This window comes from Rhodobacter sp. P2_H5 (genome assembly GCF_056403335.1).
The window spans coordinates 199,633-211,555 of record NZ_JBFUFS010000003.1; the positions used below are offsets into that span (position 1 = coordinate 199,633).

Sequence of the window (11,923 nt, forward strand, 5' to 3'; positions counted from 1 at the left end):
GCTTAATCCCGGATGATGACGCAGATCGGCGTCGGGTCAAAGCCATTGCAGGGATTGTTGATCTGCGGGCAGTTGGAGATGACGCAAAGCACGTCCATCTCGGCCACCAGCTCCACATGATCACCGGGGGCGGAGATGCCATCGTCGATCGTCATCGACCCGTTCGGACTGATCGGCACGTTCATGAAGAAGTTGATGTTGGGCACGATGTCGCGCTTGGTCATGCCGTGTTTGGCAAGCTCGATGATGAAATTCTCGCGGCAGGCATGCAGATAGCGCGTGCCATGGCCAAAGCGCACGGTGTTGCTTTCACACGAACAGCAGCCGGCCGAGGTGTCGTGCCGCCCGGAGGTATCGGCGGTCACCGTCAGCATCACGCGGCCCTCCGAAGAGACAACCTTGGACCCTTTGCCGATATAGGCCGAGCCTTGGGCGCGCAGGGTCTCCTGGCTGGAGTAACGCTCGCCAAAGTCTTGTGCGGCGTAAAAGATCGTGTCGATGGCCTGTTGGCCGAAGCTGTCCTCGATGCGGATGGTCTGACCCTTTTTGACCAGACCGGACCACGGCTTTTCGGCGGGGATATCATAGGTTTGCACAGGGGTGTTCATCTTGATCCCTCACACACGGGCGTTGTTTTCAAAGCCGCGGATGGCTTCGGCGGTGGCGGTGCGGCAGAGGTCATCTGCGGGCACCGGGCGGGCGGCCAGCTTTTGCAGCGTGACGGGGCCTGCCTCTTGCACAGGGTCAAGCGGGTGCGGGCAGTTCGACAGCGCCAGAAGCACATCCATTTCCGCCCGCAACTCCACCCAGTCGCCGGGCGTCAGCATCGCCCCGCGCCAGTCGAAGGCGCCTGCCGCGTTGACCCTGACGGGCGCGAAAAGGTTGAAAAGTGACGGCAGATCGCGGCGGTCCAGCCCCAGCTTGGCTGCAGCCAGCACCATGTTCTCCCGCGTGTTGCGCCCCGTGGTCGTGGCGGGAGAGGAGCCGCCGGTCAGGGCATCATGGGCGCCCGAACTGTCCTCGGTGATCGACAACAGCACGCGGCCCATGTCGGAGAAGATCACCCGACCCTTCGAAAGCTCGGTCGTCCATTGCACCTTGACCGTGTCGGGCAGGTTCATCCGCTCGGACGTGTCCTTGGCCGACCAGACGGCCAGCGAAACGGTGGAGGCGCGGGCGCCGGTGACGACACGCAGGGTCTCGCCGGCCTTCAGGGCAAGGCTCGTGTACCAGAAGCCGGGGACGACCTCCTCGGCCAGCACACCCTCGGCCAAGGGCGCGGGGCGCGGGCTTGGCTCCGGCAGGGCCTTGGGCGAAAACTCAAGGCCAAGCCGTTGATGTTCCTCATATCTCTTGCGATCGGCGGCGATCTGGTCAGTGGTTCTGTGGATATGCATTATGGATCCTCAACTCTGCGGGGCCGTCCCGGCGAGGGCCGTCTCAAAGGTCGGGTCGTCCCGACGGGCCGTTTGATCTTCGTCGTAAGGGGTCCTGACCCCCGCCACGCGCGGCGGCCAGAGGGTGATGTCCTTGGCGATGCTGGCGCCGTAGCGCAGCTTCTCCTCCGGGCGGTTGCGGGCGCGTTCGAGGGCCACGACGCGGGTGCCAAGGGTGAAGGCCTCGCGCAGGTCATGGGTGACCATGACCACGGTCATCGGCACCTCGTTCCACAGGCGCTTCATCAGCAGGTGGATCTCGGCCCGGATCCCCGGATCCAGCGCGCCGAAGGGTTCATCCAGCAGCAAGACGCGGGGTTTCATCATCAGGGCCTGCGCCAGCGCCAAGCGTTGCTGCATGCCGCCCGAGAGCTGAGAGGGGTATTTCCCTTCAGACCCCGCAAGGCCGACCTCGGCGATCATCTGGCGCGCCTCGTCCGCCAGACGCCTCCGGGCGGCGCCAAAGGCCCGGCCTGCAAAGCGCGAGCCCTGCAGTTCCGGCCCCAGCATCACATTCCCCAACACCGTCAGATGCGGGAAGACCGAGTAGCGCTGATAGACCACGCCCCGATCCGGCCCGGGTTCCGAGGGCAAGGGCGTGCCGTCCATCAGGATGCGACCGCGGGTCGGGACCTCCTGCCCCAGCAGCATCCGCAACAGCGTGGTCTTGCCGCAGCCCGAAGGGCCAACGAGCGCCACGAAGGAGCGGGCGGCGATCTCCAGCGAGATATTCTCCAGGACGATCTGGTCGCCATATTCCTTCCAGACCTTTTCGATCGAGAGGGCTGTCATTGGCCGCCCTCCAGTTCCGACCAGGGGAAGACCTTGCGGCGGAGCGCGTTCAGGCCAAGGTCGGCCAGCGCCGACAGAAGGGTGATCCAGGCGACATAGGGAAAGATCACATCCATCGCGAGGTAACGGCGGACGAGGAAGATGCGGAAGCCAAGGCCCGAGTCCGCCGAAATCGCCTCGGCCGCGATCAGGAACAGGAAGGCGGGGCCAAGCTGCAACCGCAGGCTGGTGATCAGCCGTGGCAGGGCCTGCGGCAGGACCACGCGCAAAGCCACCAGCCAGGTTCCCGCCGAAAGGGTCTGCGCCTTGACGATCTGCTCGCGCGGCAGGGCCTGCACATGGGCAGCCAGATCGCGGATCATGATCGGCGCCACGCCGATCACGATAAGCGCGATCTTCGCCGTCTCGCCCAGACCCAGGAGGATGAACAGCACCGGCAACAGCGCCAGGGGCGGCACCATCGAGACGAAGCCCACAAAGGGCGCCGCCAGGGCGCGGACCATCGACAGCATCCCGATCGCCATCCCGGCCATGAGCGCCACGAGGGTCGAAATCCCCATCCCCCAGCCGAGACGGCTGAGGCTGGCGAAAGTATCGGCCCAGAGGAGGTAATCCCCGCTCCTCTTGTCAGGCGTGAAGGCCATGGTGTTGATCGTCTCCACCATGGTCGCAAGGCTGGGCAACAGCTTGTCGCCGGGGTTGGTGGACAGGCGCAGGGCCGAGCCCAGAAGATAGACCAGCACCAGAAGGCCAAAGGGCGCCAGCCGGACCAGTGCCGCCGTCCCCGGGGCAAGCTGTTGATTGATCAGCCGCATCTGGCGCCTTACAGCCCGCCGCCTGCGGTCAGCTTCATGTAAGTGTCGCCAAAGCGCAGCTTCACATTGGCCTTGTCGCCCAAGATCGAACCGTCGGGCAGCTCGATCCCCACCGCATCGGCCGAGGTCGCCCCGCTGCCCAGAAGCCCCTTCTCGAACAGGAAGCCGCGCACCCGGTCCATCGTCTTGCCCAGATCGGGCGAGTCGGTGAAGGCCACCGCCTCCTCCGCCTTGGCGAAAAGCTTGGTCGCGGCCATCTGATCCTCGAAGCCTGCCTGATCGGTGCCCGAAGCCTTGCCCATCGCAGCCCGCGCAGCCGCCCCTTCGGGCGTGTCGGCGGTCATCAGGGCGGTGGTCTCGTACCAGATGCCCGCCAAAGCTTTACCGAAATCGGGATTGTCCTTCAGCACATCGGTGTTGGCCACCATCAGGTCGATGATCTCGCCCGGGATCTGCGCGCTGTCGAAGACCTTGGTCGCATCGGGCAGCTTGGCAATCTCGGAAACCATCGGGTTCCAGGTCACCATCGCCTGCACATCCGCCGTCTGGAAGGCGCCCACCATATCCGGATCGGCGGTGTTGACCACGGTCACATCCTTTTCGGACATGCCCACCGTCTCCAGCGCCCGAGCCAGAAGATAATCCGAGACCGAGAATTGCACGAGGTTGACCGGGCGGCCCTTGATATCCTCCAGCTTGCCCGGGCCTTTCAGGAACACCGCGTCATTGCCGGCCGAGAAGTCGCCGACGATGACGGCGGTGGTATCGACCCCGCCCGCCGCCGGGATCGACAGCCCGTCCATATTGGTCAGCGTCACAGCATCATAGGCCCCGGCGGTATATTGGTTCATCGATTCCACATAATCGTTGAACTGGGTGACCTCGATCTTGATCCCGTATTTGTCGGCCCATTTCTTGACGATCCCGGTGTCGGCGGCATAGCCCCAGGGCATCCAGCCGACATAGATCGACCAGGCCACCTTGAAATCACTCTTCTTCTCGGCCCAGGCGGGCGGGGTGAAGGCAAGTGCGCCAAGGACGGCGAGACTGGTCAGTGCGGCTCTGCGCGTGGTCTTCATGATATCCCTTCCTGTTCACAAAAAGGGATCTGACACACGACTTCGCGGCCAATCCCTTGGCTTCACGAGGTCTCCCGGGCTTTTCTCCCGCCGTGCATCTGCCGGATCTGTCTCTCCCGGCAGCTGCGGCTCTCGGACCAGACGCATCTGATGGATGCCGGAACCCTAGCCGCTATACTCATCTATGAGCCTAAGGGGGCGCCGAACCGGGCTCCAAGCCGCAAGGGCGCCGCAGGCCGCGCGTTGCGCCGATGCTCAAGACTGCGGCAGGTTTTCACGGCGATGCTGCCCTTTTGCGCGGCCTCCGCCCCCATCCGTGCAAAAAAACCGACGAATCACCCGTAGGGCGCCAAGGGGAGGTCCGGAGGGGCGCAAAGCCCCTCAGGCGGGGGGTGCGGGGGTGATGAGCGCCCGGAAAACCTTCCAGTGGAAGGTTTTCAGCGAAGAACGCCGCGCAAAGCCTTGCGCGGCCAGGGCCCCCCGCTGCTACCAGAAGAATGCGGTCACTTGCAGCCTTCTTGCGCCCAGGCCTTCAGCGAGAGTTTGAACGCCCCACCCAAGGGATGCTGCTCCAACCGGGCGGAGGGGGCGGCTTCTTTCACATAGAACTTCGCCTGATCGCAAAGCGCGGGCTTGGTCCATTTGTGGCAGGTCGTGCAGGCCTGGCCGGCCCAGGCCTCTTTCGGCAGGCCCTCGATCGGGGCGAAGAGGGGTTGCGAGCCGATCAGGTCCTCGATCGAGCGGCCCTTGATCGCGTCGTCGCCCAGCGTCAGGGGGCCGGCGAAGGTGATCGCCTCGGCGGCGATGGCGGCGGCCATGTCGGCGGGCACCTCGCCCGGGGCAGAGGCCGGGGGAACGGCAGTGGCGGTGATCGGCTTGTCGAGTGCTGACAGCTCGGCCTGGACGGCGGCGGCAAAGCTCGACTGCGGGTATTGCGCAAGGAAACCCGCGAAAGCCTCGCGGGTGGCTTGTTTCTGCACCGCTTCAAAGGCTGCGACCTCGGCCGGGTCGGCCCCGGCGGCGGGACTGCCGGTGACCGGGGCGGGCGTGGGCTTGCCCTGGCCCTTCACCTCGGCCTGCATCACATCGGCCAGCAAGGCCCGCGCCTCTTTCTCATGCGCCGATTTCGGATAGGCGCGCAGGAAGAGCATGATCTGCACCGGGTCGCGCGACTGACTGACATTGGCCCAGAGCGCCGCCTCATCGCCCGAGACCGCATCGGCGGTGAAGACGAAATCGCCGGTCAGGCTTGAGGTGTCCCAGGGGGTCTGCTTGCCGGCCGTCTTGGCCAGAACCTCGACCCGGACATCCTTGAAGGCCTGTTCGATGGCCAGACCCGGGGTCACGATCCTCGCCGCCAGCGCCTTGGTGAAGGGGCTGTTGCCATCGGCGCCGTCCAGGGCCACGTTGCCGGGTGCCGTGGCATAGGCGAGGAAGGTGCCGGTCGGCGCCGACATCTCGGCCAGGCCATTGTCGCTGAGGTCGCGGACCTGCGAGAAGGGGTTGTTGCGGCAAGCGTCGAGGATGACGATGTTGGTCCGGTTATGGGCCGAGAACATCTGGCGCAGCACGGCTTGCGCATCCAGCGCCACCAGCGACAGATCCGCCGCATTGGTCAGCCGCGCATCGACCGGCACCAGGTAATTCTGGCCGAAGCTCTGCACCCCATGACCCGCATAATAGAAAAGGCCGGTCGCATCGGCACCCGCCTCGCGCAGGGCCTTGCCGAAGTCGGTGACGGCGGCGCCCATCGCGGCCATGTCGCCGTCGGTGATCAGCGTCACGGCGAAACCGGCCTTCTTCAAGGCCTCGGCCATCAGCTCGGCGTCATGCGGCGGGTTGGGCAGGGCGTTGACCACCTTGTAGCCGCCATTGCCGATGACCAGCGCGATGCGCGGCTCGGCCAGGGCAAGACTGGCGCAACTGGCCCAAAGCAAGGCAACCCAAAGCCATAGTCGCACCACAATCATCCTCCTGCATGCTCACGGGCCGACCCTTACCCATTCCGCCCGCCCTGACAATGGCCGCCATGCGTTCGACCCGGTGCCGGGGGCAGCACTTCAAGCCCCGGCCGATCACAATCGCCTGACACTGTTGCTTTCCTCGCAAAACAAAGCGCATATTCGGCGGGACCCGGCCGGCCGCGCGACCCTCGGCCTGCGGATCCGCCCGCCTGATGGAGTGTTCTTGATGCTGATGCTTTTGCGACGTCTTGGCCTCTCGACGGGTGTCCTCATCGCCGGCCTGCTTTTCGCCCTCACCGCGCCGGCCAGCGCGCAGGACGCCTTCGCCAAGGGCTGGGTGCTGGAGCCGGAGGGCTCGGCCCTGGGCTTCCTTTCGGTCAAGAACGAGATCAAGGCCGAGATGAACAATATCGCGACCTTCACCGGCACGATCTCGGACAAGGGCGATGCCGAGGTGCATGTGGCGCTCGATTCCATCGACACCCATATCGACCTGCGCAATGTGCGGATGCGGTTCCTGTTCTTTGAAACCTTCAAATTCCCCGAAGCCGTGGTGACCGCCCATATCGACCCGGCGGCGCTGGCCGATCTGGCCACCAAGCGGCGGATCATCATGCCTTTGCCCTTCACCCTGTCGCTGCATGGCGTCACGCAGGCGATGACGACGGATGTCGTCGTCACCCTGATCTCGGATGACCGGGTTTCGGTTGCAAGCCTCGGGGTCATTCCGGTCAATGCCGCCGATTTCAACATGCTGGACAATGTGGCCAAGCTGAACGACGCGGCCAAGGTCAAGGTGGTGCCGGTGGGCTCGGTCACCTTCAACTGGGTCTTCGCCCGGCAGGGCAGCGCGGATGCCGCCGCCGCCCCGGTGGCGCCGCTGGTCGGCGCCGTCACCGCCAAGGAGACGCAGGGCGACTTTGACCCCGCCATGTGCAAGGACCGCTTCGACACGCTCAGCCATGCCGGCAACATCACCTTTGGTTCGGCCTCGGCCCGGCTGGATGTGGCGGACTCGGCCGTCCTGGACACGCTTCTGGACGTGGTGCAGCGCTGCCCCGCCCTGAAGATCGAGATCGGCGGCCATACCGATGAGGTAGGCCCCGATGCCGCCAACCTGACGCTCTCTGAACGGCGCGCGGCCTCGGTTCTGGCCTATCTGACCAGCAAGGGCGTCGCCGCCGACCGGCTGCAGGCCAAGGGCTATGGCGAGACCATGCCCCTTGCCGCCAATGACAGCGAAGAGAACCGCAGCCGGAACCGCCGGATCGAATTCAGGATCGTCGAATAGGGGCCAGTCGCAGCTGCCCCTGTTCTCCTGCCCGTGACGCAGAGCTTTTGGACTTTGAGGATGTGATCTTGCGGAAAGCCTTTCTTGCCCCCTTTGCCCTCTTGTTCCTGCTGCTGGCACCTTTGCCCGCCATGGCGGCCAAGGTGGCGCTGGTCATCGGCATGGGGGCTTACGAACATGTCATCCAGCTGAAGAACACGATCAACGACGCCCGCAACGTCGGCGCCAGTCTGGAGAAGGTCGGCTTCAAGGTCACCTATGCGATCGACGCCTCGCAGAACGAGCTGCTCGACACGATGCAGACCTTTTCCTTCGAGGCCGAGACCGCCGATATCGCGCTGATCTACTATGCCGGCCACGGGGTCGAGGCGAGCGGCGAGAATTACCTGATCCCGGTCGATGCCGATGTGAAATCGAACAAGGATGTGCAGCGGGTTGGCGTCTCGCTGGCGCAGATGCTCAAGGTGGTGGAATCGGCGCGCAAGATGCGCGTGGTCATTCTGGACGCTTGCCGGAACAACCCCTTCGGCGACCTGATCGACACCACGGCCAAACCCGACCCCGCCAAGGCCGGCACCAATGACAGCCGCTCCACCGGCGTGGCGGGACTGGCCCCGGTCAACCCCGACCTCGGCACCCTGGTGGCCTTTGCCGCCAAGGAGGGTCAGGTCGCCCTCGACGGCACCGGCGCCGACAGCCCCTATGCCACGGCGCTGATGAGCCATCTGGGCAAACCCAACCTCGAAATCTCGCTGATGTTCCGGCAGGTCCGCGACGATGTGCTGAAGCAGACCCAGAACCTGCAGGAGCCCTATACCTATGGCTCGCTGTCGGGCACGCCCTTCTATCTGGCCGGGGCGAGCGACGGGGCGACCGATGTGGCCGAGGTGGCCGATACCAAGGTCGCCTGGTCCGAGGCTTACAGCCGCCCCGATCAGGAGGAACAGCTGCGCGCCTTGGCCGATCACGGCGATACCCGTTCGATGATGGGTCTGGCCTATATCCGCCAGAACCCGCAGGACAAACGCTTCAACCCGAAAGAGGCCGCGGATTACTTCAGCCGCGCTGCCGCCGCGGGCGCCCCGGATGCGCAATACGAACTGGCCAAGCTTTACGAGCAGGGCCTCGGCGTCGACCCCGACCCGGTCAAGGCGCTGGCACTCTACCAGCAATCGGCCGCTCAGGGCTTTGCCGATGCGATCAACGATCTGGGGTTTCTGTACTTCCAGGGCGGGCTCGGCCTCGCCCCCGATCAGGCCAAGGGCATCGCCCTGTTCGGTCAGGCCGCCGACCTGCGCCACCCCGAGGCGATGTTCAACTATGCCGGCATGATCGACGAGGGTCTGGTCCCCGGCAAGACCCCGCAGGACGCCGCCAAGTACCTCTATCAGGCGCTGCGCTCGGGCAATGAACAGGTGCTGAACCAGCTGACCACCAATGCCAATTCCTTCAAGCCCAAGACCCTGATCGCCCTGCAGAAGATCCTGAAAGAGCATCAGTTCTTCACCGGCAAGACCGATGGCAAGTTCGGCGCAAGTTCGGTCGCTGCGATCAAGGTGGCCTATGGGCTGAAGGGCTGATCCCTTCCGCGCGACGGCGGGCCTTGCGCGGCGCAATTGCTGCAGCGCAAATTGCTGCGGCGCCTTGATTAACGGTTGAAATCGCGGCCCGGCGCCCGCAAGACTGGGCGCAGGATCCCCCCGCGCCGCCCTGCACCCGAAGCCGAGCCTCAAGCCGAAAGCACGCCATGCAAAATCCGTTCCGGACCCTTCTGACCGTCTGTTTCGCGGCGCTTCTCTGCCTTGGCGCTGCCGGTGCGACGGCGCAGACCAATGACGCGACACAAGCCCAAACAACAGCCCCCGCAACACCCACCGCGCCCGCCRCCGGGGCCGATACAGGCATCGTGGCTGCGGCGACCGAGGCGATCACCACCCATACCGTCGTTCAGGTCGGCGGCTATGTGATGCGCCTGTCGAATGTCTCGCCGCAGAACGGCTCTTTCGATGTGGACATGTGGCTGTGGTTCCGCTGGAAAGGCGCCGACGTGCGCCCCGACCAGACGTTTGAATTCGTCAACGGCGTCATCTCCAGCCGCTCCGAAGCGCAGGTCGAGGTGGACGAGGGGATGAACTACGCCACCGTGCGCGTGCAAGCGACGATGTTCCACGACTTCGACGTCCGCCGCTTCCCGCTCGACAACCATGTGATCACGCTGGAACTGGAAGACGCCGAGCTGAACAATGCCCAGCTGACCTACGAACCCGACACCGGCATAGCACTGGACCCGGCGGTCAAGGTCTCGGGCTGGAAAGTCGCCCTGCAACCGACCAAGGTGGCCACCCATGTCTACGACACCGATTACGGGCTGCGCAGTGCCGGGGCCGACGCCAGCGACTATTCGCGTCTGACCTTTGCAGTCTCGCTCGACCGGACAAGCTATGGCCCCCTGTTCAAAAGCTTCTGGATCTCGGCCCTCGCCGTGCTGCTCGGGCTTCTGGCCTTCCTGATCAAGGCCGATGACCTTGATGCGCGCTTCGGCATGGGGGTCGGTTCGATCTTCGCGGCCTCCGCCAACGCCTTCGTCATCACCGGAGAATTGCCGCCCACCACCGCCGTCACCTTGGCCGAGCAGATCAACCTGATCGCGGTGGGCATCATCTTCGTCTCGGTCTTCGTGTCAATCTGGTCGCTGCGCCTGCGCTATCAGGACCGCGAGGAGGACAGCCTGCGTCTGGACAAGACCGCGATGTGGACGCTGGGCGCGATCTACATCCTGCTCAACATCCTGGCGCTGACCTTCGACCTTTCGGGCGGAAACGGCTGACATGCTCATCGGCATCGATTGGGGCGGCACCAAGATCGAAGGGGTCGCGATGGAGAAGGACGGGCGCGAGCTGCTCCGCCTGCGCCAGGACACCCCGCGCCACGATTATCCCGGCTGCATCGCCGCGGTGAAGGCGATGATCGACCGGCTCGAGGCCGAAACCGGCCGGACCGGCTCGATCGGCATCGGCATCCCCGGCTCGCTGGAGCCGGTCAGCCGTCTGGGCAAAGGCGCCTCCTCGACCTGGCTTCTGGGCCAGCCGGTGGAGGCCGACCTGCAAGCCGCGATCGGGCGGCCCATCAAGGTGGAAAACGACGCCGATTGCCTGGCCGCCTCGGAAGCCACCGATGGCGCCGGCGCAGGCTATAACGTGGTCTTCGCGGTGATCCTCGGCTCCGGCGCCGGGGCCGGCATCGCCGTGGGCGGTCGCGCCCACCATGGCCCGAACAATTCCGGCGGCGAATGGGGCCACAACCCCCTGCCCTTCCCCGATATCACCGAAATCCCCGGCCCGGTCTGCTACTGCGGCCGCCATGGCTGCATGGAGACCTGGGTCTCCGGCCGCGCCTTCGAGGCGCAATACGCGGCCCATACTGGCCAAAGCCTGAAAGCGCGCGAGATCATCGACCTCAAACGCAAGGGCGACCGCCTGGCCGGGATGCTCTGGGAACGCTACATCAACCGCGTGGCGCGCGGCCTCGCCACCGTGGTCAATGCGCTTGACCCGGATGTCTTCGTGATGGGCGGCGGCATGTCCAATGTCGACGAGCTTTACGAGGATCTGCCGCGCGAACTGGCCAAGCGCACCTTCTCGACCGTGTTTCACACCCCGATCCTGCGCAACATTCACGGCGACGCTTCGGGGGTGCGCGGCGCCGCCTGGTTATGGAAAGATTGATTGGGGAAAGACTGATGGACCTTCAACCGCGTTACGACTTTTGCCTGACCCTGATCCGCGATGCCGGGGCGCTGGCGCATGGCTATTTCCAGAACCTCTCCGCCCTGACGATCAAGTCGAAGGGCTTGCAGGACATGGCATCGGAGGCCGATGTCAACACCGAACTGCTGATCAAGAAACGCCTGGCCGAGGCCTTCCCGCAGGACGCGTTCCTCGGTGAGGAAACCGGCGTGACAGATTTTGCGCCGGGCCAGGGCATCTGGGTGGTCGATCCGATCGACGGGACGCAGCCTTTCGTGTCGGGCATGGGCAACTGGTGCGTCTCGATCGCCTTCGTCTGCGAAGGGGTGCTGCAGTTCGGCATGGTCTATGCGCCGGTCAGGGACGAACTTTTCGCCGGCGGCAAGGGCATCCCCGCCACGCTGAACGGCAAACCCGTGCCGCGCCACCCTGGCAAGAGCCTGCGCGAAGGCATCACCGGCATGGGCTATTCGACGCGGATCAAGGTCGAAGACTTCCTGCGCCCCTTCGAAGCCTTCCTGCGCGAAGGCGGCATGTTCTTCCGCGATGGCTCCGGCGCCCTGAACCTGTCCTATGTCGCCGCGGGCCGGCTCTTGGGCTATTACGAACCCCACATCAATTCCTGGGACTGCCTCGGCGCCATCGCCGTGATCGAGGCGGCCGGTCTGAAGGTCAATGACTTCCTCGCCAATGACGGGTTGACCAAGGGCAACAAGATCATCGCTGGCGTGCCGGAGGTCTATGACGACCTGGTCCGCCTCTCCCAACTCTGACGGCAATGGCCACCCGGCCCCGGCCGC

General features: G+C 65.0%; 11 protein-coding genes and 1 riboswitch. Of the genes, 5 read left to right on the top strand and 6 right to left on the bottom strand.

From position 1 onward, the window contains the following. Positions 1 to 2: 2 nt before the first annotated feature. The 6 genes from AC1DVR_RS05195 to AC1DVR_RS05220 form a co-directional block, all read right to left on the bottom strand. Entirely contained in the window at positions 3 to 608 is a 606-nt protein-coding gene (locus AC1DVR_RS05195) for an urea amidolyase associated protein UAAP2 (RefSeq protein ID WP_477999471.1), read from the bottom strand. A gap of 9 nt (positions 609 to 617) precedes the next feature. Then, a complete protein-coding gene (locus AC1DVR_RS05200; protein WP_477999472.1) occupies positions 618 to 1,397 on the bottom strand; it encodes an urea amidolyase associated protein UAAP1 in 780 nt (259 codons plus the stop codon). A gap of 9 nt (positions 1,398 to 1,406) precedes the next feature. Then, positions 1,407 to 2,228, bottom strand: coding sequence for an ABC transporter ATP-binding protein (locus AC1DVR_RS05205; RefSeq protein ID WP_477999473.1), 822 nt, complete (start codon positions 2,226 to 2,228; stop codon positions 1,407 to 1,409). Then, positions 2,225 to 3,043 (bottom strand): ABC transporter permease, encoded by an 819-nt coding sequence (locus AC1DVR_RS05210; RefSeq protein WP_477999474.1) that lies wholly within the window; start codon positions 3,041 to 3,043, stop codon positions 2,225 to 2,227. The genes AC1DVR_RS05205 and AC1DVR_RS05210 overlap by 4 nt, the downstream gene beginning before the upstream one ends. A gap of 8 nt (positions 3,044 to 3,051) precedes the next feature. Next, entirely contained in the window at positions 3,052 to 4,122 is a 1,071-nt protein-coding gene (locus tag AC1DVR_RS05215; protein ID WP_477999475.1) for a putative urea ABC transporter substrate-binding protein, read from the bottom strand. A 69-nt stretch (positions 4,123 to 4,191) separates the two neighbouring features. Further along, positions 4,192 to 4,302, bottom strand: a riboswitch (guanidine-I (ykkC/yxkD leader). A gap of 323 nt (positions 4,303 to 4,625) precedes the next feature. Continuing rightward, positions 4,626 to 6,092 (bottom strand): caspase family protein, encoded by a 1,467-nt coding sequence (locus AC1DVR_RS05220; RefSeq protein ID WP_477999476.1) that lies wholly within the window; start codon positions 6,090 to 6,092, stop codon positions 4,626 to 4,628. 220 nt (positions 6,093 to 6,312) lie between these two features. Here AC1DVR_RS05220 and AC1DVR_RS05225 point away from each other — a divergent pair, with 220 nt between their 5' ends. From AC1DVR_RS05225 to AC1DVR_RS05245, 5 genes are all read left to right on the top strand, one after another. Next, the gene (locus tag AC1DVR_RS05225) at positions 6,313 to 7,377 is read left to right on the top strand and encodes an OmpA family protein (protein WP_477999477.1); all 1,065 of its coding nucleotides are present in this window, start codon (positions 6,313 to 6,315) and stop codon (positions 7,375 to 7,377) included. Between the two features lie 68 nt (positions 7,378 to 7,445). Then, positions 7,446 to 8,957, top strand: a complete 1,512-nt coding sequence (locus AC1DVR_RS05230) for a caspase family protein (protein WP_477999478.1) — start codon at positions 7,446 to 7,448, stop codon at positions 8,955 to 8,957. 167 nt (positions 8,958 to 9,124) lie between these two features. After that, on the top strand, positions 9,125 to 10,204 hold the full coding sequence (locus tag AC1DVR_RS05235; protein WP_477999479.1) for a ligand-gated ion channel: 1,080 nt from the start codon (positions 9,125 to 9,127) through the stop codon (positions 10,202 to 10,204). A 1-nt stretch (position 10,205) separates the two neighbouring features. Continuing rightward, positions 10,206 to 11,102, top strand: coding sequence for an ROK family protein (locus AC1DVR_RS05240; RefSeq protein WP_477999480.1), 897 nt, complete (start codon positions 10,206 to 10,208; stop codon positions 11,100 to 11,102). Between the two features lie 14 nt (positions 11,103 to 11,116). Continuing rightward, the gene (locus tag AC1DVR_RS05245) at positions 11,117 to 11,896 is read left to right on the top strand and encodes an inositol monophosphatase family protein (protein ID WP_477999481.1); all 780 of its coding nucleotides are present in this window, start codon (positions 11,117 to 11,119) and stop codon (positions 11,894 to 11,896) included. Positions 11,897 to 11,923: the final 27 nt, after the last annotated feature.

Coding starts and splice junctions, on each gene's coding strand:
- AC1DVR_RS05195 (WP_477999471.1), bottom strand. CDS start 608: ATGAACACCCCTGTGCAAACCTATGATATCCCCGCCGAAAAGCCGTGG.
- AC1DVR_RS05240 (WP_477999480.1), top strand. CDS start 10,206: ATGCTCATCGGCATCGATTGGGGCGGCACCAAGATCGAAGGGGTCGCG.
- AC1DVR_RS05215 (WP_477999475.1), bottom strand. CDS start 4,122: ATGAAGACCACGCGCAGAGCCGCACTGACCAGTCTCGCCGTCCTTGGC.
- AC1DVR_RS05200 (WP_477999472.1), bottom strand. CDS start 1,397: ATGCATATCCACAGAACCACTGACCAGATCGCCGCCGATCGCAAGAGA.
- AC1DVR_RS05210 (WP_477999474.1), bottom strand. CDS start 3,043: ATGCGGCTGATCAATCAACAGCTTGCCCCGGGGACGGCGGCACTGGTC.
- AC1DVR_RS05220 (WP_477999476.1), bottom strand. CDS start 6,092: ATGATTGTGGTGCGACTATGGCTTTGGGTTGCCTTGCTTTGGGCCAGT.
- AC1DVR_RS05205 (WP_477999473.1), bottom strand. CDS start 2,228: ATGACAGCCCTCTCGATCGAAAAGGTCTGGAAGGAATATGGCGACCAG.
- AC1DVR_RS05245 (WP_477999481.1), top strand. CDS start 11,117: ATGGACCTTCAACCGCGTTACGACTTTTGCCTGACCCTGATCCGCGAT.
- AC1DVR_RS05225 (WP_477999477.1), top strand. CDS start 6,313: ATGCTGATGCTTTTGCGACGTCTTGGCCTCTCGACGGGTGTCCTCATC.